General features: G+C 48.4%; 19 protein-coding genes. 10 read left to right on the top strand and 9 right to left on the bottom strand.

Going from position 1 to position 25,210, the window contains the following annotated elements; genetic code table 11:
- Positions 1 to 111 precede the first annotated feature (111 nt).
- Positions 112 to 2,103, bottom strand: coding sequence for a hypothetical protein (locus ACOMG9_RS24005; RefSeq protein WP_448215159.1), 1,992 nt, complete (start codon positions 2,101 to 2,103; stop codon positions 112 to 114).
- Positions 2,104 to 2,472: 369 nt separating this feature from the next.
- On the opposite strand from ACOMG9_RS24005, the gene ACOMG9_RS24000 reads away from it, so the two are divergent.
- Positions 2,473 to 2,751 carry a hypothetical protein gene (locus ACOMG9_RS24000; RefSeq protein WP_448215160.1) on the top strand — a complete coding sequence of 93 codons (279 nt, stop codon included), beginning with the start codon at positions 2,473 to 2,475 and terminating at the stop codon, positions 2,749 to 2,751.
- On the opposite strand, the gene ACOMG9_RS23995 is transcribed toward ACOMG9_RS24000, so the two are convergent.
- On the bottom strand, positions 2,748 to 4,007 hold the full coding sequence (locus ACOMG9_RS23995; RefSeq protein WP_448215161.1) for a hypothetical protein: 1,260 nt from the start codon (positions 4,005 to 4,007) through the stop codon (positions 2,748 to 2,750). The two genes, ACOMG9_RS24000 and ACOMG9_RS23995, sit on opposite strands and share 4 nt — an antisense overlap.
- A gap of 433 nt (positions 4,008 to 4,440) precedes the next feature.
- Between ACOMG9_RS23995 and ACOMG9_RS23990 the strand changes: the two genes are divergently transcribed.
- Complete coding sequence (locus ACOMG9_RS23990; protein WP_448215162.1) at positions 4,441 to 5,700, top strand: FAD-dependent monooxygenase; 1,260 nt, start codon at positions 4,441 to 4,443, stop codon at positions 5,698 to 5,700.
- An 81-nt stretch (positions 5,701 to 5,781) separates the two neighbouring features.
- Here the strand turns inward: ACOMG9_RS23990 and ACOMG9_RS23985 are convergent, their stop codons facing one another.
- Positions 5,782 to 5,976, bottom strand: a complete 195-nt coding sequence (locus ACOMG9_RS23985; protein WP_422136167.1) for a hypothetical protein — start codon at positions 5,974 to 5,976, stop codon at positions 5,782 to 5,784.
- Positions 5,977 to 6,241: 265 nt separating this feature from the next.
- Here ACOMG9_RS23985 and ACOMG9_RS23980 point away from each other — a divergent pair, with 265 nt between their 5' ends.
- Positions 6,242 to 8,086 carry a Na/Pi cotransporter family protein gene (locus ACOMG9_RS23980; protein ID WP_448215163.1) on the top strand — a complete coding sequence of 615 codons (1,845 nt, stop codon included), beginning with the start codon at positions 6,242 to 6,244 and terminating at the stop codon, positions 8,084 to 8,086.
- On the opposite strand, the gene ppx is transcribed toward ACOMG9_RS23980, so the two are convergent.
- Positions 8,072 to 9,568, bottom strand: coding sequence for an exopolyphosphatase (gene ppx / locus ACOMG9_RS23975; protein WP_448215164.1), 1,497 nt, complete (start codon positions 9,566 to 9,568; stop codon positions 8,072 to 8,074). The genes ACOMG9_RS23980 and ppx overlap by 15 nt on opposite strands.
- 490 nt (positions 9,569 to 10,058) lie before the next feature.
- Between ppx and trxA the strand changes: the two genes are divergently transcribed.
- The 5 genes from trxA (at position 10,059) to ACOMG9_RS23950 (ending at position 15,802) form a co-directional block, all read left to right on the top strand.
- Complete coding sequence (gene trxA / locus ACOMG9_RS23970; RefSeq protein ID WP_317144147.1) at positions 10,059 to 10,382, top strand: thioredoxin TrxA; 324 nt, start codon at positions 10,059 to 10,061, stop codon at positions 10,380 to 10,382.
- Positions 10,383 to 10,973: 591 nt separating this feature from the next.
- On the top strand, positions 10,974 to 12,233 hold the full coding sequence (gene rho, locus ACOMG9_RS23965) for a transcription termination factor Rho (RefSeq protein WP_257276489.1): 1,260 nt from the start codon (positions 10,974 to 10,976) through the stop codon (positions 12,231 to 12,233).
- 65 nt (positions 12,234 to 12,298) lie between these two features.
- On the top strand, positions 12,299 to 13,765 hold the full coding sequence (gene ubiD / locus ACOMG9_RS23960) for a 4-hydroxy-3-polyprenylbenzoate decarboxylase (protein ID WP_448215165.1): 1,467 nt from the start codon (positions 12,299 to 12,301) through the stop codon (positions 13,763 to 13,765).
- A gap of 329 nt (positions 13,766 to 14,094) precedes the next feature.
- On the top strand, positions 14,095 to 14,982 hold the full coding sequence (locus ACOMG9_RS23955; RefSeq protein WP_448215166.1) for an NAD(P)H-flavin reductase: 888 nt from the start codon (positions 14,095 to 14,097) through the stop codon (positions 14,980 to 14,982).
- Between the two features lie 169 nt (positions 14,983 to 15,151).
- Positions 15,152 to 15,802 (top strand): TetR/AcrR family transcriptional regulator, encoded by a 651-nt coding sequence (locus ACOMG9_RS23950; protein WP_448215167.1) that lies wholly within the window; start codon positions 15,152 to 15,154, stop codon positions 15,800 to 15,802.
- Between the two features lie 93 nt (positions 15,803 to 15,895).
- Here ACOMG9_RS23950 and parC read toward each other — a convergent pair whose 3' ends face one another.
- Positions 15,896 to 18,169: a DNA topoisomerase IV subunit A gene (parC, locus tag ACOMG9_RS23945; protein ID WP_448215168.1), complete on the bottom strand. Its 2,274-nt coding sequence runs from the start codon at positions 18,167 to 18,169 to the stop codon at positions 15,896 to 15,898.
- An 87-nt stretch (positions 18,170 to 18,256) separates the two neighbouring features.
- The gene (locus ACOMG9_RS23940; RefSeq protein WP_448215169.1) at positions 18,257 to 18,952 is read right to left on the bottom strand and encodes an endonuclease; all 696 of its coding nucleotides are present in this window, start codon (positions 18,950 to 18,952) and stop codon (positions 18,257 to 18,259) included.
- Positions 18,953 to 19,258: 306 nt separating this feature from the next.
- Here ACOMG9_RS23940 and ACOMG9_RS23935 point away from each other — a divergent pair, with 306 nt between their 5' ends.
- Entirely contained in the window at positions 19,259 to 20,392 is a 1,134-nt protein-coding gene (locus ACOMG9_RS23935; protein ID WP_448215170.1) for a glycerate kinase, read from the top strand.
- Between the two features lie 458 nt (positions 20,393 to 20,850).
- Here ACOMG9_RS23935 and tnpC read toward each other — a convergent pair whose 3' ends face one another.
- From tnpC to tnpA, 3 genes are read right to left on the bottom strand one after another with little or no spacing between them, the layout of a single operon-like run.
- Entirely contained in the window at positions 20,851 to 22,566 is a 1,716-nt protein-coding gene (gene tnpC, locus ACOMG9_RS23930; RefSeq protein WP_448215655.1) for an IS66 family transposase, read from the bottom strand.
- Positions 22,567 to 22,602: 36 nt separating this feature from the next.
- A complete protein-coding gene (tnpB, locus tag ACOMG9_RS23925) occupies positions 22,603 to 22,971 on the bottom strand; it encodes an IS66 family insertion sequence element accessory protein TnpB (protein WP_448215654.1) in 369 nt (122 codons plus the stop codon).
- Positions 22,968 to 23,294, bottom strand: coding sequence for an IS66 family insertion sequence element accessory protein TnpA (gene tnpA / locus ACOMG9_RS23920; protein WP_448215653.1), 327 nt, complete (start codon positions 23,292 to 23,294; stop codon positions 22,968 to 22,970). Before tnpA ends, tnpB begins: the two co-directional genes overlap by 4 nt.
- Positions 23,295 to 23,628: 334 nt before the next feature.
- Here tnpA and ACOMG9_RS23915 point away from each other — a divergent pair, with 334 nt between their 5' ends.
- Positions 23,629 to 25,191 carry an FAD-dependent oxidoreductase gene (locus ACOMG9_RS23915; RefSeq protein WP_448215171.1) on the top strand — a complete coding sequence of 521 codons (1,563 nt, stop codon included), beginning with the start codon at positions 23,629 to 23,631 and terminating at the stop codon, positions 25,189 to 25,191.
- The last annotated feature ends 19 nt before the right edge of the window (positions 25,192 to 25,210 follow it).

Genomic DNA, 25,210 nt, shown 5'->3' with positions numbered 1-25,210 from the left:
TGGTGCCAAAGAACCCACCCTGGTTCAGGGCACTTTGCTGATCCGCCACCACCTCCAAAACACATAATCAGTTCTCCTTGCCAAAGTATCCGTCACAAGTGATGCAAGTCACTAATGCTGATCAACTAAGTCCAATTCTTTGTCTGGACTATCTTCCTGGAGCGTTCCTATGTTTGAAGAATCTGGATCGACGTCGGACTGTTCTTGATCGTTCGTCAGCAAGGAGGCCGTGTCAACATCTGTGACAGTTGTTTCTGTTTCAGAAGATCCCTGAGCAGAAGGGACAGGTGCTTCTGTCAAAGCTTTCCCTGAGCCATCTGACATGCTGGTATGGGAATCATCTGGCTGCATCTTTACGTCTTCTAAAATATAACCGCGACCGTACAGCTCGCCATAAGATTTCAGGAACATCCAGTGACGGTAGCCACCACCTGCATCACTTGTAGCCCCGGAGTCCGTGTCAGGAGTGGTGACGGTTGTTTCTGTTTCAGAAGATCCCTGAGCAGAAGGGACAGGTGCTTCTGGCGAAGCTTTCCCTGAGCCATCTGACATGCTGGTGTGGGAATCATCTGGCTGCATCTTTACGTCTTCAAAAATATAACCACAGCCGTACAGCGTGCCATAAGATTTCAGGAACATCCAGTGACGGTAGCCACCACTTGCATCATTTGTAGCCCCGGCGTCCGTGTCAGGAGTGGTGACGGTTGTTTCTGTTTCAGAAGATCCCTGAGCAGAAGTAACAGGTGCTTCTGTCGAAGCTTCTCTTGAATCATCGGATTTGCCAATGAGGTTTTTCAGCTTCTGTATAAGATGTCTTATGCCTATAACTTTAAATTTATCACCAATAGCATCCTGGGCGAGCACTAAAGCGTATCGCAGCTTCTCGAGTTCTTCCTGTGGCATATCTTTCGGAATCTCTGCTCCAGAGTATGCCTCAAAAGAAAATGCATTAAATCTTACGCCTTCAGGTGCATAAATTACTGTAGCTTTTTCCCTGTCAGAGAAGGTCCAGCCTTGTCGCTCGTAGACTTCACTAACCTTGTCTAAAAGCAAAGAGATGTCATTCATTAAAGAGATATAAACATAATCAGACTCGTTTCTGTCTTCTGGAGGAGTACGGGAATAATCGGTTGCTCTTTCCGGTGGATCATTGTCTTCACCGCCTGAGCCAGCCCCAATACCTCCACCACTGCCGATATTACCTGTTCGAAAGTCAGTGAACCCGCCAAGAAGAGGTGCATAGGCAGGCTTTTTCACTTCACCTCCCTCACCTTCTTTTCCAGTATCTGCGTCCATAGGCTCTTCGGAGGAATAAGGATCGCTGATAATGGTTGCTTTACCATGCCCTGAATAGACCAGCCAGGCATATTGGCTCAGGGGAACACAGTAACTGCTGCCCCTGCAGAAGCTTGTGTTGGGATAAGTGGGAAAAAGAGTCATGTCGGGAAAAATAAAATACTCATTTACTTCAGCCTGTTTCAGCACTCCCCCAGGGAAAGCTTCTTTTCCTTCCAAGCCGTCAGGATGTTCATTCAGGTGCTGGATCAGGTTGACAATCAGTTGAAGAACTTCCGGCATTAATAAGATAGCCGGGACCAGGAATGAGTGATAGGGTTCGGAAATCTCAGAATTGCTGAATTCAGAAATAATGAACGTTTTTCCATGAAAAGAAAATCTCATGGTGTTGAACTGAGAATCAAACACCAGCCTTATCTTGTTCAGTCTGAGAATATCCAAATGATTCAGATAGACCTGCTCTAATGCAGATGTTGTTTTGGAAGTTCTATCTGCGACTTTAAATGCAGTGACGAAAACACCTTCATCGGCTTCAGATATCTCAATAGAGGAGGAGCCGAAAGTGGCAACATTTAATGGAAGAAATGTTTTTGTTTTACTCAGAGGGGACGCTTCAGGTTGATAAAAAAAAGTATCAGTCCATTGTGCTTCAGGAAGCTTCAATACTTCTATAGGTGATAGGTATAAGTCCGTTGTTTTGGGTTGGTAGTTATAAGAAATCGAATGATGGACCAGGTCAGACCATTGTCCTGCTTCACTGTAAAATGACACAAGGAGAGGGACTATCGGAAGCAACCGATACTGCATTTGTATACTCCACTTTAGTACCTAACCAGTTGGTTTCGCATATTCTGGACGGCGGCTTTTTCCATCCTTCTGCGTTCCAACTCTGGTTGCGTAGCTATGGCTACGCGCCCGTCGTTGCGCTTTGAAGGATGAAAAAATCCACTCGCCAGAATATGCGAAACCAACTGGCCAGGTACTTAATCAACATTATTTATGCAAAGGTTATTTTTAGCAGTAGTTGATCGATATGCAAAAAAATTGTTTTTTATTTGTCTTCCAGCCATTTGGCAGAACTGCTTTCAAGGTTTGTGACGATTTAGCTGATTACGCTTGGAGGTAAAGATTTTTCAGGATACACTCATTCAATAGGTCAGCAAGGAAGCGCAACTGATGAAAATCAATCCGTCTTCTACTTCCACTGCACTGGACTATGGTGAAAACCCAGACAAAAGCTCAGGCGATCAGGGTGAAGGTTCTCATCAGGCGGGCGATGAGTATCAGCCAAAAGTCCCTCAAAAGGAGCGGGGGCTCAACTCTGCCCGAAATCTGCGATCCCGAAAAGCTTCAAAAAAACGCAATAAGAAGCGTGGGGCCCGAAAACTTTCTGAGCGTCGGGCCCGTCAAAAAGACAAAGACGAGTATCAAAATGACAGCGAGTCTGATGTCTAAATCTCATCAATGTTGATGAGTAACCTCCTTTCTTTGGATGACATACCTTTGCGCAGCTCTCTGTTTTTTGAAGGGCCAGAACTGACTACGGACTCTTCTTCATCCTTCGCTACCAGCAATGGAGCTGTGTCAGGAGGCATGACTGTTGTCTCTGTTTCAGCTGATTCCTGATCAGAAGTTGCAGGTGCTTCAGGTGGTGGTGTGGATGGTTTCTGCGACGCTTCCTTTGATTCATCGAATTGAACGCTTTGGTCATCCGTCAGCTTCTTCCAGCTTCTTTTACCATGATTTATACGATAAAAACGGCCTCTGAAATTTGCGAATTTTTCTATCTGGACAGTTTCGATGCGTCTGCCTTTTTCTGCATTACGATTCAGTCTGGCAATTGTAGATCTTTCCAGATCAGACCTTGATTGAGCATCTCGCTCGTCAGCTTCATCATCTTCAGGTAGCAGGAAAGAAGTTTCGTCATCTTCAAATTCGTTTCTGTCTTCTGGAGGTGTTCTGGAATAATCTGTTGCTCTTTCAGGTGGATCATTTTCTTCACCGCCTGAGCCAAGCCCGACGTATCCATTTCGGACATTACCGACCCGGAAGTTAGTCAATCCGGCAGGTGCTGGTCTATAGACCGTTTTTTTCCCTCTATCGCCATTACCTCTTTTTCCTTTTTTTCCATCCATAGGCTCATCGGAGGAATAAGGATCACTGATAATCGCTGCTTTCCCATGCCCTGAATAGACCAGCCAGGCATATTGACTCAGGGGAACACAGTGACTGCTGCCCCTGCAGAAGCCTGTGTTGGGCTGAGTGGGAAACAGAGTCATGTCGGGAAAAATGAAATACTCATTCTCGTCAGCCTGTTCGAGCATTCCCCCGGGGAAAGCTTCTTCTCCCTCTATACCATAAGGGTGTTCATTCAGGTGCTGGACCAGATTGACAACCAGTTGCAGGACTTCGGGCATTAACAAGATAGCCGGGACCAGGTATGAGTGATAGGGTTCGAAAATTTCAGAATCGCTGAATTCGGAAATAATGAAGGTTTTTCCATGAAAAGAAAATTTCATGGTGTTGACCTGAGAGTCAAAAATAAGACTGATTCTGTTCAGTCTGAGAATATCCAGTTGATTCAGATAGACCTGCTCTAATGCAGGTGTTGTTTTGGAAGTTCCTTCTGCGTCTTTAAATGCACTGACGAAAACACCGCCATCGGCTTCAGAAATCTCAACACAGGAAGCACCAGCTGTAGCAATGTTCAATTGAAAAAGTGTTTTTGTTCCACTCAGGGGGGGGGGTTCGGGATGATAAAATAATTCATCGGTCCATGGTACTTTGGGAGCTTCCGACAATTGAAGTAAATGTGGAAGATTCCGGTCCATTATTATTTTGGGTTGGTTGTAATAATAAGAAGTTGAATACTGGGCTAAGTTAGGCCATTGTCCTGCTTCACTGTAAAATGACACAAGGAGTGGGACTATCGGAAGAAACCGATACTGCATTTGAATACTCACTTAATAAATTTTATTTATGATGACAATGTATTTAGCAGCAGTTGATTGATATGCAAGAAAATTGGTTTTTATTTGTTAGATGCTGCGACATCCTTCCTGATTCGGGTAGTTGAGCATTCAGCGGCCCTGTGGTCATATGGGCCGGTTATCTGCACAGTTTGGGTTAATGGGAAGTGAGGCTATGGTGAAATCAGAAAACTACGATGTACTGGTGGTTGGCGCAGGTATGGTGGGTGCCGCAATTGCTTGTGCTCTGGGTCTCAAAGGTATTCGTATTGCAGTTTTTGACCGGGCCTTACCGTCAGCATTCAAACCTGATCAGTTGCCGGACCTGAGAGTGTCGGCACTGAGCTATGCATCAGAGCAGATTCTGAAAAACCTGGGAGTCTGGCCATACCTGCAAACCATGAGAATGTGCCCATACCGACGCATGGCTGTATGGGAGAAATTGCACTTTCCGCCCGGCAGTGAAACGGATAAGCGTCCTAATCAAACCGTATTCAACGCAGCAGATATCAGGCACGACCAGCTGGGTTTTATTGTCGAGAATCGCATCACTCAGCTGGGTCTTTTAAAAAGGCTCAAAGATATAGAGTCGGTATCCTTGTTCGCCCCGGCAACTATTGAAAGTATGAATCTAAAGGGTGAAAAGCCTGAAATCATGCTGCAGGATGGAAGTGTATTTAAAGCGGATCTGCTTATCGGGGCTGACGGTGCCCAGTCCAGAGTCAGGGAGCAAGCCAATATTCGTCTTGACACTCGTGAATATGAGCAACAGTGTCTGGTGGCTACTGTAGAGATTGAAGGCGGCTTGCAGGACATTACCTGGCAGGCTTTCACGCCTACCGGACCGGAAGCCTTTCTGCCACTGCCCGATATCGACAGCAAAAGTTATGCGTCTATTGTCTGGTATAACTTGCCTGAGAATGTCCAGAAACTCATGAAACTTTCGGACACTGACTTTCTGGAAGAGCTGTCATCGACTTTTCCCAAAGAGTTACCACCGTTGCTTAAGCTGCATGGGAGAGGCTCGTTCCCGCTGGCCCGTCGTCATGCCATGAACTATTTCACTAATGGAGTGGTGTTGGCAGGCGATGCCGCACACACCATCAACCCTCTTGCGGGTCAGGGGGTCAATCTGGGCTTTCAGGATGTTGCCTGGCTGGCAGAAGTACTGACTGATGCCTTTCAAGCGGGTGAGTCGCTGGGTAGCCAGAAAGTACTGTCGCGATACGAAAAAGCTCGTCGCAGAGACAATCAATTGATGATGAGTACTATGGATGCTTTCTACCTTGCTTTCAGCAACAACAGTTTGCCCCTGAAGGTTTTGAGAAACGTTGCATTGAGTCTTGCCGCTAAATCAAAGCCTGCCGTGAAGGAAGTCATGAAATACGCCATGGGCATTTCCGGGCGACAGGCTGAATTAGCAAAATCGTCGTAAATTTTTGACAGGGTAGGAAGTGTCAGAAAAAAGGCCTGAAAAAACAGGCCTTCATTTATTAGTGCACTTCAGTCCATTATGTCACTGCTTCAGACAACGTCTTTTGGAGAGCTCTGCCGCCGGACTGGAGGCCAGTGTAGCCACCAGATCTTTGGCAAAGTACTCTCTGACCTCACCAGTGTCCATCAGTACCTTGATCCGACCATTTCGCAGGCATTGATATAATCGCCCCTGCTCGCAGGTGATTCGATCTTTAACTATCAGATTTCCGGCCATCTTCCTAACCTTGTTACTCAACCATCTGAACGAAGTTCCCTGTTATGAAACTTGCCGTCACAGCTCTTTGAATGTTTCTCATCTCTGTCATCTTTACCCGCGAGGCTATTCCATACTGCTGATCAGGCATTAGAATCTCGGGAACCCATATTATCGGGCCTCAGTCCTGACTCTTTAGTGACAGTTTTGCTACAGATAAATTAATTGAAAAGTCCGAACCAACGCGCCGATAAGGACGGTAATGAAGTCAGCGTTCGGAATGTTTATGAGCTTTCAATCAGGCATGTTAAGCCGACTTTTTTTACCTTCTATCATTGTAATGCTGATCTATGGTTTCTGGGTCAGCCCCGAATTTCGCGAGATAGCGGCTGGTGTTGCTATTTTTTTGTTTGGCATGGTTTATCTGGAGCAGGGCTTCAAGGTCTATACCGGAGGGCTTCTTGAAGCTCTGCTCAAGAAAACTACCGATAAGGTCTGGAAAAGCCTGTCCTTTGGTGTGATTTCCACCGCTTTTTTGCAATCCAGCTCTTTGGTTTCGGTTATCGTCATTTCCTTTCTCAGTGCCGGACTGATAGGCCTGACGGCAGGAATCGGGATTATTTTTGGTGCAAATCTTGGCAGTACAGCCGGTGCCTGGCTGGTGGCTGTTTTTGGCTTGAAGGTTAAATTGTCAACCTATGCCATGCCCCTTTTAGTGATAGGAGTGCTCCTGAAATCCAACAAGTACAAGAATATTAATGGATTAGGTTACATCCTTCTTGGTATAGGCTTTCTGTTCCTCGGTATCCACTACATGAAGGTGGGCTTTGATGCCTTCAAAAGCTCCATTGACCTGGCTGAATTTGCCATGCAGGGCTTTTCGGGGGTGCTGGTGTATACCGGGTTAGGTATGCTGGCCACCATCATTATGCAGTCAACCAACGCAACAATGGTTTTGACATTCTCGGCTCTTGCTGCAGGTCAGCTCAGCTATGAGAATGCCCTGGCCCTGGCCATCGGCTCAAATATTGGCACCACGATTACGGCCATCCTTGGAGCCATCAGTGCCAACGCAGAAGGTAAAAGGCTGGCTGTTGCCCACCTTGCTTTTAATGTCGTCACGGCCACCATTGCTATTGCTGCTCTCAAACCTCTGATGGGGGCAGTGGACTATCTGGCTTCTGTTTATGGTATTGCCGCGAATAATTACACCTTGAAGCTGGCCATCTTTCATAGCCTGTTCAACATCATTGGTATCGTGACCCTTTTGCCCTTCCTCAATAAAATGGTGCATTGGCTACAGATGCTCTTTACCGAGAGCACTCCGCAGGTTCCATTAAATCTTGCGGGGGATGAATCTTTGAAGGTTGAAAGAGCTATTTACCTGAACCCGGTCACTCTCAGTTATCCCGATACCGCATTGAGAGCCATTACCAAGGAGTGTGGACATCTCTATCGCAATACTCTTGAGTTGATCTGTTATGGCATTTATCTCAGCGGTGAAAAGCTTCGTGAGTCTGACAACCTCGAAGAGTTGGTTCAGAGCTGGCGCAGGGATGACCAGCCCTGGACGATCAAGGAACTTTATATTCGCCACATAAAGGGTATCTATGCGGATATTGTCCAGTATTCTGGTGCCCTGGAAGGTAAACTCCCCAGGCAGCAAGCTCAGGAGCTGTTTGCCCTGAAGGTGGCCTGTCGTGATTTTGTTCAGGCCATCAAGCACGTCAAGCATATTTACAAGAACATGGGCAAATACACCCAGTCGGAAAATGAGCAGATTCGGGAACAGTACAATCAATTGAGGCTCTGTCTGGCTTCCGTTCTAAAGCTGGTTGACATTTTGGGCGTTCGTCGCAGTTACAGCCATATCCGTGAACATGCGGAACAACTGAAGAAAGAACTCAGGGAAAGAGACGGGCAAACCAACGAGACTCTGAACGAACTGATTCGCTCCGGACAGGTCGACCCATTTATTGCAAGCTCACTATTGAACGACAGCGCTCATGTTCACGATGCCTGCACAAACCTGATTGACGGTGCCGTCATCATGCTCACAAGGGACAGGGAAGAGTATCAGGAATTTGATATGTCTTCCGAACAGCCCCCCGATCCATCAGTTCACAGTTAATTTGAAGCCGACCTTATTCAGATACATTTTTTCTCGTTCAAAGTCGGCTGCTGTCAGGGGGTGATCTCCTAACCAACCTGATTCAAAGCTAACATTCAGAGTACGGTGACCCGCTTTTAAATCATAATGGGAGAAAGCCCCGTCCCGTATATGATTGAGCACAATCCCCAGACGCAGGAGCACAGTCAGCTTTAACAGCAGGTTGCTGTCTGAATGTTCAAGCAAGCCTTTCGGAATGGCTCTGCGATGCCCATGCACCAGCAGAGCCAGCTTTCTCTGCTGCTCTTTATTGAACCCCATCAGATCCGAGTGCTGGATCAGATAAGCGCCATGACGGTTGTATTGTGCATGTGAAATATCCAGGCCTACCTCGCACACCAGTGAAGCCCAGTTCAATAACTCCCGATCAGAAGCCACCAGTCCCCAGCTCTTTCTGACCTGATCAAAACAGGCCTGTGAGTAACGGTTAATCCCTTCTGCATTGGTCAGGTCAACATGATAGCGTTTCATCAATGCCGACAGGGTCCGGCCCCTGACATCCTCATGACGGTCCCGACCCAGCATGTCGTAAAGAACGCCCTCCCGAAGAGCACCCTCTGAGTATTGCATCCTTTCTATCTCGAAAGCGTCAAAACAGGCCATCAAAATGGCCAGCCCGGCAGGGAAGATAGCCTGCCGATCCGGTTTCAGGCCAGGGAAACGGACTCTGCCAGTGTGACTGAATTCCAGAACCTGACTTTTGAGCATGTCCATTTTTTCATGGGTAATAATTTCACCATGGCCCATGGCTGAGAGAATCGAACTCACTGCCCGAATAGAGCCAGAGGAGCCCACCGCATCCACCCAACCAAGATTTTTGTAGGCTTGTTCAATATTCAGGAGTTCCAGGCGCGCCGCATAATAAGCCGACTGAAAGCGCTCGGGGGACAGCTCTGCGCCGGGAAAAAACCGGTCGGTATAGGCCACACAACCCATATGAAGACTCTCGAGCAGTCTGGGTTCGAAGCGCTCACCTACAATCAGCTCGGTGCTGCCACCACCAATATCGACCACAACTCGACGATCATTGTCGTCTGATTGAGTCTGGGCTACGCCCAAATAGATCAGACGGGCCTCTTCCCGACCGGCAATAATTTCAATAGGATGATTGAGGATTTTTTCAGCTTTTTCGACAAAATCGCTGCTGTTCTTCGCTTTTCTAAGGGCATTGGTGCCAACGACCCTAAGTGCCTGAAAGTGCCTTCCGGACATATACTGGGCAAACTGTGCCAGGCAATTCAGTCCTCTTTTCATGGCCTGCTCAGAAAGACAATCATCCTCACTCAGACCGGCAGCCAACTGTACTTTTTCTCCAAGTCGTTCAATCGGCCTGATTTCCCCCTGTTCCACTCTGGCGACAATCATGTGAAAACTGTTGGAACCCAGATCAATAGCTGCCACGAGAGGCTGGCTGTTGGACTCAATACGACCCTGGTCTGTCATAATGTTCTTCTTCGACACTCCCGCAGCAATCAGTCCGGTTTTTTTCACCCGGGGCCCGTTGAGCTGACGGTTGGTTGAATAATCAGGCCATGACCAGACAATCAGTTTTTGTCATGCAAATCATGGTGCTGGCTAACATAAACCAGCAATATAACAGAAGGCTCTGGTTACAGCACATTTACTGTCAGCCGCACATTGTTGTATACCGGGCTGCTTGCGCTTAAAGCTTCTGTTTACAGGTTTTGGCAGAGATTTCGTGAAAGGAAAAAAGCCATACTTTCAAGTTTCTGATGATGAAAAATAAACATCCCATGAGTCATCAATTACAGGCTGCAAAATCTGATTCATGCTGACAGCCGTATACAAATAATCATAACTCTGTAAACTACCACCCACAATAAAATCAGAGTGATCGAATTTGTTTCCGGGATCATCCCTTTGCTATGATTCGGGCTCTGACATTAAGCAAAATGGCTAGGAGATCCATTCCATGAGCGAAATTGTCAATGTGACAGACGCTACCTTCGAAGAGGACGTGCTGAAGGCAGAATGTCCTGTACTGGTCGACTATTGGGCTGAATGGTGTGGTCCCTGCAAAATGATCGCGCCCGTACTGGACGAAATCGCACTGGACTACGACGGCAAACTGAAAATCTGTAAACTGAACATTGATGACAACGAAGCCACACCTCCAAAGTATGGCGTTCGAGGCATTCCAACACTGATGCTGTTCAAGGGTGGCAATGTTGAAGCGACCAAGGTTGGAGCCCTGTCCAAGTCTCAGCTGACAGCATTTCTTGATAGCAACCTGTAACAGAATCAATCTTACGGCTTTAGAGATTTCAGAAGCTTTCTGATACTCCCGGCCAAGAGATTTCTGGAAAAAATCAGCCGGATGAAGTCGAATCATCCAGCTGGTTTCACAGCATTGTGTGATATCACAAAGCAATGAGTCAGGATAGTCCGGCGCCCATCCATCATCGTCAGAATGAGGCTGATGAAAATCAAAAACACAGATACGAAATAGCTGTTTTCATGCTTGCTCCGAAGGGAAATATTTCTCAACAAAAAGTTTCTGAAAAGTTGACGTAGCAGGAGTTCTTGATTATTTTCCAGAAAAGGATATAGACTGTTAATTCGGGAGTTATTAGATCTGCTTGTTTCAGGTAAGCCTGTTGAATGCTTTTCTGGAGCTTTGAAGGTCCTTCTGAACAGCAGTAGTGGATACTCCGGCCACGTTTGTTTCGAGCTAGCCTTTACGATGTGGTTACAGCTTGAAAGCCGTTTTTATGAGCTTAGGCAGGCATCGATATTAAACGATGCTGAAAATAATAATCTCAATAATATCTGATCTTCCTGCAACTACGACGGCCATTACCTTTCAATTTAACGTTCGCGAACTCTTATGCATCTTACCGAACTGAAAAAAAAATCTGTTCCTGAACTTCTGGCGATCGCTAATGAAATGGGCCTTGAAAATCTGGCCCGTTCCCGGAAGCAGGACGTAATTTTCTCAATCCTGAAGCGCCACGCCCGCAGCGGGGAAGACATCTATGGCGATGGTGTTCTTGAGATCCTGCAGGATGGCTTCGGCTTCCTGCGCTCTTCCGACAGTTCTTATCTGGCGGGTCCTGATGATATTTATGTTTCACCCAGTCAGATTCGTCGATTCAATCTGAGAACCGGTGATAGCATTGCGGGTAAAATTCGACCACCTAAAGAGGGTGAACGCTATTTCGCACTGCTAAAAGTCAATGAAATTAACTTTGACCAGCCAGAAAACGCCCGTAATAAAATTCTATTTGAAAACCTGACCCCGTTGTTTCCACAGGATCGTCTGGTCATGGAGATGGGTAACGGCTCCACCGAGGATTTAACAGGCCGAATTATCGACCTGGTGGCTCCAATCGGTAAAGGTCAGCGTGGTCTGATCGTGTCCCCCCCTAAGGCTGGTAAGACCCTGATGCTGCAGAATATTGCAGCTAATATCACCCGTAACAACCCCGAATGCCACCTGATCGTTCTGTTGATTGATGAGCGTCCGGAGGAAGTGACCGAAATGGCCCGTTCCGTGCGTGGTGAAGTGGTGGCCTCGACCTTTGACGAGCCTCCATCGCGACACGTGCAAGTGGCTGAAATGGTTTTGGAAAAAGCCAAGCGACTGGTTGAGCATAAGAAAGACGTGGTGATCCTGCTGGACTCCATTACCCGCCTGGCTCGTGCCTACAACACAGTTATTCCTTCTTCCGGTAAAGTTCTGACCGGTGGTGTTGATGCCCACGCTCTGGAGCGTCCCAAACGTTTCTTTGGTGCTGCCCGTAACATTGAGGAAGGTGGCAGTCTGACCATTATGGCTACCGCCCTGGTGGACACTGGCTCGAAAATGGACGAAGTGATCTTCGAGGAATTCAAAGGTACTGGTAACATGGAACTGAACCTCGACCGTCGCATCGCTGAAAAGCGTGTTTTCCCTGCCATTAACTTCAACAAGTCCGGTACTCGTCGTGAAGACTACCTGACCACAGAAGAAGAATTGCAGCGCATGTGGATTCTGCGCAAGATCCTGCACCCAATGGACGAAATCGGCGCCATTGAATTCCTGCTGGACCGCATGAAGCACACCAAGACCAATGAAGAATTCTTCCAGTCTATGAAGCGGAAGTAATCCATCATTATCCGGGGACAGGTCAGCCTGTCCCCATCTTCTCTCAGCCTCAGCTTTAACTTCCAATGAAATACAGGGACCTACGGGACTTCATCAAGCTGCTGGAAAAGCAGGGTGAACTCGTCAGAATCAAGACCGAAGTCGATCCGTATCTGGAAATGACCGAAATCAGCGACCGAACGCTTCGCAAGAAAGGGCCGGCACTGCTGTTCGAAAATCCAAAAGGTTATGACATGCCGGTACTGGCCAATCTGTTTGGCACAGAGCGCCGGGTGGCTCTGGGTATGGGGCAGGATAATGTCAGTGCGCTGAAGGAGATAGGTCAGCTCCTGGCATATCTTAAGGAACCCGATCCACCCAAGGGCTTCCGTGATGCTTTGACAAAGCTGCCTGTCTTCAGACAAGTGTTGAACATGGGGCCCAAAGTGGTCAGTAAAGCCCTCTGTCAGGAAGTCGTGCTCAAAGGTGATGAGATAGATCTGAACCGGATTCCTGTTCAAACCTGCTGGCCCGGCGATGCGGGCCCTCTGGTCACCTGGCCTCTGGTCATCACCAAAGGCCCTGGAAAGGATCGACAGAACCTCGGAATTTATCGGCAACAGCTGATTGGTAAAAACAAACTGATCATGCGCTGGCTCTCTCATCGTGGCGGTGCTCTGGACTTCAGGGATTGGCATCAGCAATACCCTGACAAGCCTTTCCCCGTAACGGTAGCTCTGGGTGCTGATCCAGCTACTATCCTGGGGGCAGTAACCCCAGTGCCTGACAGTCTTTCAGAGTATGCCTTTGCAGGCCTGTTAAGAGGCAGTAAAACCGAACTGGTTAAAAGCATCACCAACGATCTTCAGGTACCTGCCAGTGCCGAGATTGTTCTGGAAGGGCATATCTATCCGGGAGAGATGGCAGACGAAGGCCCGTTCGGTGATCACACCGGTTACTACAACGAAGTGGAACGTTTTCCGGTCTTTACCGTAGAGTGTATTACTCACAGAAGAGATCCCATCTATCACAGCACCTACACAGGCAGGCCTCCCGATGAGCCCGCTATCCTGGGAGTGGCCCTGAATGAGGTATTTGTCCCCATTCTGAAAAAGCAGTTTCCGGAAATCGTGGACTTTTATCTGCCTCCGGAAGGCTGTTCTTACCGAATGGCGGTGGTGACCCTGCGTAAGGAATACCCGGGTCATGCCAAGCGAGTCATGCTCGGTGTATGGTCATTCCTCAGACAATTTATGTATACCAAGTTCGTTGTTGTCACCGACGATGATGTCAATGCCAGAGACTGGAACGATGTCATCTGGGCCATGACGACTCGAATGGATCCCAAGCGGGACTGCGTCTTTGTTGAAAACACTCCCATTGATTATCTGGATTTCGCTTCACCCGTTGCAGGTCTTGGTTCCAAGGTGGGTTTTGATGCTACGAATAAATGGCCCGGAGAAACCGATCGGGAATGGGGGCAAACCATAACCATGACGCAGGAAGTCAAGGAACGGGTTGATGCACTCTGGGGTGATTTGGGTATAGACTGAAACAATTACAGCTCTTGATTATCACTCGGTTACCCGAGCTAGCAGCCTGTCGGACTCAAGCGCCCGTAGCGAGGATTGCGAGAAATTGGTCTAAAAATTTCTGCTTCTGAGGAGAACAGGGGGCTATTTGACGAAGAGGCAGGAATTTTTAGACCAATTTATCGCAACCGCACGGATGCAGGAGCTAGAGCAACGCAGGAGCAGTTGCCGAGTAGGGCAGACTTAAGTCCGACAGGCTGCTAGGAGGCTGACCGAGAATAGCGCCCGTAGCGAGGACGGCAGAAAATTGAGGATGAAAATTCGGTTTTGTGAGGAGAATAGCCAGCTATTTGACGAACAAAAGCGGATTTTCAGACCAATTTGCTGCCGCCACAGTAGGGCAGACTATTCTCGGTCAGCCTCCTAGAGAGTTACTTCTTAATACGGTCATCAGGGAAACCCCGGGCATTCCTGCTGGCTGTGATATTCGGGAGGGAGGTATTGTGCAGATAAGCGAGTCTTCCAGGCTGCGGTGCTCAGTTGCCGATACTCAGCTTCTCAGTTCCGACATTTACCGTATCAAACTGACTGCTGAGTCAGACTGCTTTCCTGGCTATTATCCGGGTCAGTATCTTGTTGTTCACCTTCAGAATAATGAAAACAATTGTTTTTCTATTGCTTCAGCGCCGCAAAAAAACCAGCAGCATCTGGAGCTGCATATTCAACAGCTGAAAGGCAGTCCAAACTCTCAACAGCTCTTTCGGGAAATAAAAGAAGGTGTGCTGAACGTCAGTTTGCCTCTAGGGAATTGCCATCTCCCTGACTCAATCGACAAACAGCAGCCCCTGCTTTTCGTTGCCGCCGGCACCGGCTTCTCCCAAATGAAAAGCATGATTGAGTATTGCCTGCGTCACCATCATCACGGTGAGATGCATCTTTACTGGGGAGCCAGAACACCTGCAGACTTCTATCTGCCCAACCTCCCTGTGCAATGGTCTGGCCAGGGCGTTCATTATCATCCGGTAGTTAGTGAAACCCATCATGAAGATGACTGGTGTGGGCGCCATGGGCTGCTGTATGAAGCGATTCTGGTCGATCGCGAAAAGCTGCTCGATTGTCAGACCTATATCAGTGGCTCACCACAAATGGTTTATGCGACATATGACGTAATGATTGGAGACGGATTCCCGGAAAAAAACCTGCACTCTGACGTTTTTGACTACGCACCAAGAAAATAATATCGTCACAAATCTTGCTACCCTTCTGAATTGCAAATATAAACCCTGACCCATTAGCACAGTAATAAAAAACACTGCCGTAATTTATTTGCAACGAATGGTAATTGCGCAACTCTTGTCTATATTCATAGTCGATCGTCATAACACCCAATCAATATACGGAGATTTTATGCAATCTTCCGCTGCCAAAGTTCAGCAGACGGCTGTGAGAAGCAGTCGTGTGCGCCAGAAAAATATTAAGGTCATATTGCAAGCTGCAGAGGACGAATTCGTTCTTAGTGGCTTCAAAGGAGCTTCAATCAGGGATATTGCAACCAGAGCCGGGTTGCCAAAAGCCAATATTCATTATTACTTCAACAGCAAGGTCGATCTGTATGGTGCTGTTCTTGGCCATATTATGGAACTCTGGGAAGCGGTTTTTTCCGGCTTGAACATAGAGGATGATCCGGCTTCAGCCTTTCGTCAGTACATACAGGCAAAAATGCAATACTGTCTGGCTCACGCCAACGCTTCCCGTATATTCAGCAGTGAGATCATTCATGGTGGGCAACATCTTAAAGAACATTTTGAGTACTTCAAGTCATGGATCAAAGAGAAATCACGAGTTATTGAATCTTGGATAGAGCGAGGCAAAATGGACCCTGTCGACCCTTTGCACCTGTTATTTACCATCTGGGCTACCACCCAATATTATGTGGATTACAGCCCACAGGTAGCCTGTGTTATTGGTAAGGAGGCTCTGTCCGATGAGGATTTAGAGGCTGCGACAGAGCATCTTTGCAACCTCATCATCAAGGGGTGTGGGATCAGAAGTTGCTGATCGCAGTCACTGGGTGCAAAGACCGTCATGGGTTTTTAACGGTCGTCAGCGACGGCTGTAAAAACCTGTGACCGGATGACTCAGGCATCGAGCTTAACAATCCTCCTCCTCCTTCTTGTTCGCCCGAATAACCTCAACACTGTCCACTTTCTGGAAGCCTCGGGGCAGCTTATTGCCTCTGCGACCTCTCTCTCCGTGGTAATGCTCAATATCTGCCGGTTTCAGAGTCACATGCCGTTTGCCGGCGTAGAGAACCAGAGCATCGCTCGAGTTCATCACCGCCAGATGAACCATCAATTCGATTCGATCCGATGCCCGTGCCGCAGGAATATTAATGATCTTGTTACCTTTGCCTCTTGCCAGCTTGGGTAATTCAGATAGCGGGAAGATCAGCATACGCCCTTCGTTGGTAATGGCAGCCAGCACCTGGTCTTCGCCCGTTACCGGTATAGGTGACATGACCCGGGAATACTTGGGCAAAGTCAGCAGAGCCTTACCGGCTTTGTTCTTGCTGACCATATCAAAATGCTGAACGACAAAGCCATAACCAGCATCGCTCGCCAGCAAATAACAGTCATCATTGTCACCGACACACAGCCCTTCAAAGGTCGCCCCGGAAGGTGGATTGACACGCCCGGACAGCGGCTCACCCTGGCCTCGCGCAGAGGGAAGAGTATGAGTTAGAATAGAATATGCACGACCAGTAGAGTCTATAAATACCGAAGACTGGTTACTCTTGCCCTTGGCAGACAGTCGATATCTATCCCCTGCCTTGTAGTTGAGACTGGCGGGGTCAACCTCATGTCCTTTGGCACACCGCACCCAGCCTTTTTCAGACAGCACGACAGTCACTGGATCAGATGTCATCAGGTCAGTTTCCGAGAGAGCCTGGGCTTCCTGTCGAACCTTCAAGGGTGAACGACGATCATCACCAAACTCTTCGGCATCGGCCTTGATCTCTTTTTTGACCAGGGTTTTCAGTCGACGCTCGGAACTGAGGGTCAGCTCAAGATTTTTGCGTTCGTTTTCCAGCTCTTCCTGTTCAGCACGAATCTTGATCTCTTCCAGTTTGGCTAACTGGCGCAGCTTGATTTCCAGAATGGCATCCGCCTGAAGCTCAGAGAGGCCAAATCGAGTCATTATGACTTCCCTGGGTTTGTCCTCATTGCGGATAATTTCGATGACTTCATCAATATTCAGGAAGGCTGCCAGTAAACCTTCAAGAATATGAAGTCTGGCCAGTACTTTATCCAGACGGTGCTGCAGGCGACGTCTGACGGTATCGGTTCTCCAGACCAGCCACTCCTTCAGCAGGGTATCCAGAGCCTTGACCTGAGGCTTGCCATCGACACCGATCATGTTCATATTGACCCGGTAGGTCTTCTCAAGATCGGTTGTGGCAAACAGATGGTTCATCAAACCATCGACATCAATACGGTTGGAGCGGGGAACAATCACCAGCCGAGTAGGATTCTCATGGTCTGATTCGTCCCTCAGGTCTGCGACCATTGGCAACTTCTTGGCCTGCATCTGAGCGGCTACCTGCTCCAGAATTTTGGCTCCGGAAGCTTGATAGGGCAGCGCTGTAACAATGATTTCTCCGCCTTCCTGCTGATAGACGGCTCTCATTCTCAGAGAACCTCGTCCCTGCCCGTAAATCTTCAGAATTTCTTCGCGGGGTGTGATGATTTCAGCTTCGGTGGGGAAGTCCGGTCCCTGAACATGCTCAACAAGCTCGGCAGTGGTTGCCCCCGGATGATCCAGCAGATGAATACAGGCGTTTGCCACTTCTCTCAGGTTGTGAGGAGGAATGTCGGTCGCCATACCCACTGCGATACCGGTGGTACCGTTCAACAGCAGATTGGGCAATCTGGCAGGCAAGATGGATGGCTCTTCCAGTGTTCCGTCAAAGTTAGGCACCCAGTCTACCGTGCCCTGTGCCAGCTCACCGAGCAGTACGTCAGAATAACGAGTCAGTCTGGACTCGGTATATCGCATGGCAGCAAAAGACTTGGGGTCATCCGGCGACCCCCAGTTACCCTGACCATCTACCAGCGGATAGCGGTATGAGAAGGGCTGCGCCATCAATACCATGGCTTCGTAACAGGCAGAGTCGCCATGAGGATGAAATTTACCCAGAACATCACCCACAGTACGGGCTGACTTTTTAAACTTGGCGGTATTTTTCAGTCCCAGCTCACTCATCGCATAAACAATACGACGTTGTACTGGCTTCAGGCCGTCGCCAATGTGGGGCAGAGCGCGATCCAGAATGACATACATGGAGTAATTCAGGTATGCGCTTTCTGTATAGGCCCTCAGTGACTGACGTTCTATTCCATCGTCACCTATGAAGGTCTGTTCCATTCTCTATAAACCTTGGGAGCTTTAAAAATGTGCTAATCGGAATATGATAATACCCTGATCGCAGATAGGACAGTGGAATGGGCTCATTCATCCCTCTGAATATCTTGAAACGTATGGATTCTCCCAGCCCTGAACCTCGGCAATACGAGCATTACGCTCAATTTCCCAGTCGGCTGCCGGATAGAGCCGGTCCCAGGCCTCATAGAGCTTTTTCTGACTTTTACTGATTCTGAAGGCGTAACGGCCTGCCATATACAGATAGATACGGGCAATCTGGCCCCGTTGTGTTATCGGTGGTTGTGCTTTTCGCTGCTTGAAATTGACTTTAAAGTCACACTGGCCATACATGTTGGGCGTATCTTGCAGAAAGCCGAAGCGGTAGTTGGATCGATCGCCATTCACCTCTCCTACGGCGGGCACCATATTGTGGAGATCCGATTCCATTTTGCGAAAATCGGGATTCTCGCCACAGCGCTTACGACCCCCTTCCTGCCAGCACTGGAGCTGATGACCAAATTCCCAGGCCGGTACAACATGTTCCCACTCAATCCTTGAAGCACGGTTTGGTTGTTTTCGTACCTCGTAGCCGCAGGATTGCAGGTCAGGCACCAGTTTCTTGCCGCGGACGGTTATATCACAACCGCAATAAAAACTGGTGAGGTGATCGGAATAGATTTTCACCGCTTCCCGCTTGGCCTGAGAAAAACTGGAGGGTGCAGACCAGGCAGAAAAAGGAAGCTGAGCAACGGAAAATACAATCAATAAACGAGAAGCAATGGACACGAATCAGACTCGGACATAAAAGACACAGGTCTTATTTTATTAAAAATTAGCCCTATGATTCCATATATGTTTCAGAATAGCCCTGACGTCTACTAAGTACCTGGCCAGTTGGTTTCGCATATTCTGGCGAGTGGATTTTTTCATCCTTCAAGGCGCAACGACGGGCGCGTAGCCATAGCTACGCAACCAGAGTTGGAACGCAGAAGGATGGAAAAAGCCGCCGTCCAGAATATGCGAAACCAACTGGTTAGGTACTTACGTATTGCGGCATCATAAAGACTGGTTGACACGGAAGAGTAGAAACCGATGAAAATTGTCATTGCCCCCGATTCCTTTAAAGAGTGTCTAACGGCTGCCCAGGTAGCCTCTGCGATCGAAACCGGCTTTAAGGAAATTCTTCCTGATGCGCAGTACGTCAAAGTACCTGTTGCTGACGGTGGCGAAGGAACACTTCAGTCACTGGTTGATGCCACGGGTGGACATTTTATAGAAGTGCCCGTCACAGGCCCTCTGGGTCATCAGATTCAGGCTGAGTTTGGCATACTGGGTGATGGCACAACCGCTGTCATTGAAATGGCCAGGGCGTCCGGACTGGAGTTGGTAAGTCCTGATCAGCGTGACCCGATGATTGCGACCACACAGGGTACCGGTGAGCTGATCCTCAGTGCGCTGGACAGGGGCGTCGACAAAATAATTGTCGGGATCGGTGGCAGTGCAACCAATGATGGTGGTGCCGGTATGGTGCAAGCTCTGGGGGTTCGTTTATTGAACGACCAGGGCAAGGAGTTGCAACGCGGTGGTGGTCAGTTATCAAGCCTGAGCAAGATCGATGCCTCTAACCTGGATCAGCGCCTGCAATCAGTAGAGATTATTGCTGCCTGCGATGTTGATAATCCGCTGACCGGTGACAATGGAGCTTCCGCTATTTTTGGTCCGCAAAAGGGAGCAACACCCGATATGGTCAAAGTTCTGGATCAGTCCCTTGGTCATTATGGCCTGATTATGGAACGCGACCTGGGTGTCTCTGTCTGTGACAGGCCGGGTGCCGGAGCAGCGGGTGGCATGGGGACGGCATTACTGGGTTTTCTCAATGCCCGGCTGGAGCCGGGTATTGAAATCGTCATGGCTGCTGTTGACCTGGCTGAAAAAGTCAAAGGGGCCAATCTGGTCATTACAGGTGAAGGCCGCATTGATGGTCAGACTGCTCAGGGAAAAACCCCAGTGGGTGTGGCCCGTGTTGCCAAATCATTGGATCTTCCGGTAGTGGCATTGGCCGGTTCAGTTGGGCAAGGGGCAGAGGCCGTTTATGCTCAGGGGATCGATGCCTTGTTTCCTGTAGTTCACGGAGCGGTGACTCTTGAGCAGGCACTGATGAAAGGAGAAGAAAACCTGATCAGGGCTGCCAGAAATCTGGCTGTAGCTTTGACAATGAAGCTCTAGAACGCTCAAGAGTGTGGGAGCGAATTGTTAGAGTTTTTTGACAGTCTCATAGTTTAAAACTGTGATTTACAAGACTAGCAGCCTGTCGGACTTGAGCGTCCGTAGCGAGGATTGCGAGAAATTGAGGATAAAAATTTCTGATTCCGAGGAGAATAGCGAGCTATTTGACGAGGGAGCAGGAATTTTTAGACCAATTTATCGCAACCGCAGTAGGACAGTCTTAAGTCCGACAGGCTGCTAGCGCGAGAGTTGCAATCAGGCATCAGGGTTTAACGCGGTCTTTGATTTTTTAATCCTTCAGTCCCTGGCAATAGCGGTAGAAAAATCTGAAATTTTGGAAATTGAATTCACAAACAAATAATTTGATCTATTTTTACCAATTGGCCTGAGTAAGTCGTAAGCTGATCTATTGTAAGCGCCAAATAAACCAGCGTACTGGCTGCCGCCCCCAAGATTTCTTATTCTTTGCCTGTCTTAACATTCCAGGGGAGAAGCTGTTCCAGTTTCTCAACGGTATCGGCGTAAGGCAGCTCTTTTAAAATATGGTTCAGGTAATTGAAAGGCTCCAGACCATTCACCTTTGCGCTTTCAATCAGGCTGTATAAAAGGGCACTGGCTTGCGCCCCTTTTGGCGTGTCTGCAAACATCCAGTTCTTGCGGCCAATAGCGAAGGGGCGGATGGTGTTTTCCGCTGCGGCATTACTGATATCCAGGTGGCCGTTGTCACAGTAAACGACCAGTTTTGGCCATTGGTTCAATGCATAGCTCATGGCTTGGTGCGACAGGCTGCCCGGGTCTAGCCTGGTTATGTTTTTCTCCAGCCATACATGAAAGTCGTCCAGTAGTGGCTTACTCTTTTGCTGACGCAGGATGGCTTTTTCTGATGGAGGAAGATCTCCTATTTCTTTCTCAATGGCGTAAAGCTTACCGATTTTGCCTAAAGCGACATTCGCCTTGCTAACGCGGGTGTTTTTCACCTTTTTGCCCGGTTTGGCTTCGCCCTTCCTGGCATCCAGAAATTTCCTGCGAACGTGGTCGAAGCAACCCGCCTGGGTGATGCCTTCTTGTTTGCATACAGCGTCGTAACTGGCATACCCGTCAGTTTGCAGGTAACCGCTGAACCCTTCGAACAGACGCAGGGGAACCTCCTTGCCTCTTGAGGGATCGTATTCAAACACCACCGATGTTTGTCCGGGTGGCCCACCAAGGCTGACCCACATATATTTGTCAGAGTTGATGGACTTGCTGGTTTCCTTGATCACCTGAATTCGGGTTTCGTCAGCATGGATCACCGAACCGGTCTTTTGATGATCTCTCATCAAATTGATGAGTGGCCGCAGTTCTGTAGACAGCCGAATCAAAGAGTTGGCCATCGTCGTCCGGGTGACAGAGCCACCGTATCGCTTGAGGATATTCTCTTGCCTGTACAAAGGCAGTGCGTCGCAGTACTTGGAGACAATGATCCAGGCCAGTGTGCAAACAGAGAGTGAAGATTTGGGCAGTGGGTGTTTTGGCAGCTCTGCAACTTTAATGACCCGCTTCTCCTGTCCATGCTCATCGACTTCTGGAAAGACTGCTTTCTCTTGCAGAATTTCTTTCACCTGAACCTTGGTCGGAACGATATCAAGCTCTTCACGGACTTTGACAAAGAAGGTATCAATGGCTCCGGCTTTTTCTTCTTCACTGAGTTCAGAGCGTTCCTGCACTCTGGGCAGAGACTCTGAAAATGACTTGCGCCCTGTTTTCTTTTTGCGTGGTTTTGGAGGCTCTTGCTCTGGCTGACCTTCAGCTTCGTCTTGCTCTCCGGTGCAGCCTTCCAGCTCCACCTCGTTGAAAATGTCGACCTGGCTGTTGTTTTTTTCAGTGCTTCTTCCGTACAGGCGGGATCGGGAGAGCCTCAGGTACTCTTCCAGTTGCGCAATGCGTTTTTTTTGAGAATCGATGACCTCTGACTTCTTTTGAATAATGTCGTCTTTTTCAAGAAGGGCATTTTCTTTTTCAAGAAGGGCATTTTCTTTTTCAAGAAGGGCATTTTCTTTTTCAAGAATGACACTTTCCTGCGAATGGATCGCCTCAAACAAGGCGACCATTTCAGGGTTAGTCTCAGCCTGATGAAAGGGCAAATCCAGTGCGGATTTCGGCTGAAAAATCAGAGTGTCGGCGGTCGATTTCATGGTCGCTATTTTACCATAAAACCCTGAAAAACAGGACTAAAAACAGCTCTCATAATGCCTTTTTTTATGGGGTTGCATGGCATTGAGATTGTAGCCGTCCAGCAGCCAGTTTAATTGTTTCCCGGTTAATGTAACCAGCTCTTCGTCCGGTTTGGGCCAGTGGAATTTGTCCTCAGACAGGCTCTTGTAATAAAGCACAAAACCATTATCTTCCCAGAACAGGCACTTGATTTTATTACGCTGCCGGTTGGTAAACGCATATAAATAGCCGTCAAAGGGGTTGTGCCCCAGCTCTTGTTCAACCAACACAGCAAGCCCACGAAATGACTTGCGAAAGTCAATCGGCTCCCGGTAGAGAAACACCTTTGGTAATACCTCTGACGGTCGCATAACCGGGGTGTTCATAGCATATCCCTCACCAGTTGCTCACAAAGCGACAGGTTACTTTCATCAATACCGGACACTGTTACACCACTGGGTAGGGTGATGGAGAGTGGTGTTATCCGAGAAGGCGCACCAGGTTCTGGTTGGGGTGTTACCTGGACAAAGCCAGAGTTGTTCGGGGTCGGTTTTACGCTGGGGGTTGTGTCGAGTTTACGCTTCCAGTATCCGAATTTGGATACCCTTATACCATGCTGTTGGCACCACGCACTCTGAGTCAAACCTGAATCCCGCCACGACTGAACACGCTCTAGCCATTCACTGTCTGCGGGTAATTTCTTTGACATATTGGCCTCCTTATATCGGGAGGCTAATCATTTCAAATGGGGTTTTGATTCTGAAGGGCGTGGGTTTATTTGGCGTTTACGATCTATTTCTCAGGCGTTCCGGAAATCCGACAGCTTGATCGGAATCAGGCCGGTAAAGAACAATAAGAGTTATACCAATCGTATTTTCTAACTCCCGTGATGAGCGTGGAGATTTTAGCCTTAAGACAAGGCGACGATCGCCAACGCAGGATTAAGGCTAAAATCTTCAGCGCAATAGGGAGTTAGACAGTTCGATTGGTATTAAAAGAAAAATACTCTGCAACGAATTGCCTATTGCTGAACACTTTTAAGAATGAAGTCTAAAAATATCATTAAGGTAGGTCTGCTGCTCACCTTATTCCTGAGTCCGACACTCCGGGCATTGACGCCTTCAGTTGTGATCGTAGGTGGTGGGCCTGCAGCCATGACGGCCGCCCAGACGATTGCCAGATACAACCCAATGGTCAGGATACGGGTGATAAAAAGTCATAAGAGTCAGGGGCAGCTTGAAGGGGCGGGTACTATTGAGAACTGGCCAGGTAGCCTGACAATCACGGGGAGAGGCCTGCAACAGTTGATGGAAAACAAGGCAAGGAGCAGTCCTAATGTCCAAATCATTGAAGATCATATCGTTGCCACTCAACTGAAGGGAAAAATGAAGATTTTACAGGGGGAGCGCTCCGTCTATTATGCGCCCCTTGTTATATTGGCATCGGGGGCAAAACCGAACCTGCCGACGATTCTGGAGCCCTACAAAGGCAACGGAGTATTTACCTGTACCGATTGTGATGGTCCCAGGTTTGCGGAAAAAGATGTTCTGGTGGTGGGTGGAGGAGCCTCAGCCATTGAACAGGCCATCAGCCTGCTCAGCCTCAATGCCAAAAAGGTGCATCTGGCCGTTCAAGGCAGTAGCTTCAAGGCAGAAAGCATCTTGATTGATCTTCTCTACAATGCACTGGAGAGAAGGAAGAAGGCTCTTTTTCTCTATTTCGAACATAATCTGGAGTCTGTTTACATCAATCAGGATGGCTTGTTAAATGCCACTACATTGAGTTTTGAGGGTGGCAGGCGCAAGCTGAGTCTTCCCATTTCTGGCGTGTTCTCAGCCATCGGACAGAAACCTCAATCCAGTATGTATCCTGATATTTGTCTGAATAACAAGGACTATATCCAACGCTATGATCTCAACCAAACCCCATGGTCCCAGCCCTTGATGAAGAGCAGCATACTGACACTGGGTTCTGTTGATAGCCCCTTTGTTACTCTCCTGATGGCTGCTGCCAGGGGAACCACCACTGCCCAGTGGCTGAATAAAACGGTGACAAAAAGTATCTGGCCGAAAAGGAGGGTCGCTATTCTTGGCGCAGGAATTGGCGGAAAAACCGCTGCTTTATATGCCAGTCGATCGGGATTTGATGTTGTTCTCATTGATACCCGAAACAGAAAGCCATTGAAAGGCTTCTGGCCAGTCCCCGACAATGAATCCAGCCTGCTCACAAGTCTGGATAAGCAGCTTCTCAAGTTATCCGTTTCTGCAACAACCGTAGATACCATTACCTTGACGCCTTTAGAAAATCTCTACCATGTTCAGGCTGACAGCCGTTCCATCGTGGTGGATGGCATCATTGCAAACACACTGGAATACGCGCCGGAGAGCCTGGGAATTGGCTCAACAGCGCCCGAGAGTCTGGATAACGAATACCGTTGGAGCCATACCTGTCAGAGCGGCGTGCTGACTGCCGGGGATGTTGCTGTCCAGCACGACCTGCCCAGACAAGCAATAACGGCCTCTTATTCTGGCTACCTTGTCGGCTTGCGGGCACTGGAAGAAATCCTGATGATGGAAGCGCAAGAAGCACTTCTCGATAGACCCTGAGCAACAACCGTCCAGCCTG

The organism is Endozoicomonas sp. PH6C (assembly GCF_059322965.1).
Note: the sequence above shows the minus strand (reverse complement) of the source record. Positions and strands in the feature narration are given on the sequence as shown.

Bases quoted from the DNA above. Each gene is read 5' to 3' on its own strand.
- trxA (WP_317144147.1), top strand. From the start codon at position 10,059: ATGAGCGAAATTGTCAATGTGACAGACGCTACCTTCGAAGAGGACGTG.
- ACOMG9_RS23935 (WP_448215170.1), top strand. From the start codon at position 19,259: ATGAAAATTGTCATTGCCCCCGATTCCTTTAAAGAGTGTCTAACGGCT.
- ACOMG9_RS23950 (WP_448215167.1), top strand. From the start codon at position 15,152: ATGCAATCTTCCGCTGCCAAAGTTCAGCAGACGGCTGTGAGAAGCAGT.
- ppx (WP_448215164.1), bottom strand. From the start codon at position 9,568: ATGACAGACCAGGGTCGTATTGAGTCCAACAGCCAGCCTCTCGTGGCA.
- rho (WP_257276489.1), top strand. From the start codon at position 10,974: ATGCATCTTACCGAACTGAAAAAAAAATCTGTTCCTGAACTTCTGGCG.
- ACOMG9_RS23985 (WP_422136167.1), bottom strand. From the start codon at position 5,976: ATGGCCGGAAATCTGATAGTTAAAGATCGAATCACCTGCGAGCAGGGG.
- tnpB (WP_448215654.1), bottom strand. From the start codon at position 22,971: ATGAACACCCCGGTTATGCGACCGTCAGAGGTATTACCAAAGGTGTTT.
- tnpC (WP_448215655.1), bottom strand. From the start codon at position 22,566: ATGAAATCGACCGCCGACACTCTGATTTTTCAGCCGAAATCCGCACTG.
- ACOMG9_RS24000 (WP_448215160.1), top strand. From the start codon at position 2,473: ATGAAAATCAATCCGTCTTCTACTTCCACTGCACTGGACTATGGTGAA.
- ubiD (WP_448215165.1), top strand. From the start codon at position 12,299: ATGAAATACAGGGACCTACGGGACTTCATCAAGCTGCTGGAAAAGCAG.
- ACOMG9_RS23990 (WP_448215162.1), top strand. From the start codon at position 4,441: ATGGTGAAATCAGAAAACTACGATGTACTGGTGGTTGGCGCAGGTATG.
- ACOMG9_RS23915 (WP_448215171.1), top strand. From the start codon at position 23,629: ATGAAGTCTAAAAATATCATTAAGGTAGGTCTGCTGCTCACCTTATTC.
- ACOMG9_RS23980 (WP_448215163.1), top strand. From the start codon at position 6,242: ATGAGCTTTCAATCAGGCATGTTAAGCCGACTTTTTTTACCTTCTATC.
- tnpA (WP_448215653.1), bottom strand. From the start codon at position 23,294: ATGTCAAAGAAATTACCCGCAGACAGTGAATGGCTAGAGCGTGTTCAG.
- parC (WP_448215168.1), bottom strand. From the start codon at position 18,169: ATGGAACAGACCTTCATAGGTGACGATGGAATAGAACGTCAGTCACTG.
- ACOMG9_RS24005 (WP_448215159.1), bottom strand. From the start codon at position 2,103: ATGCAGTATCGGTTGCTTCCGATAGTCCCTCTCCTTGTGTCATTTTAC.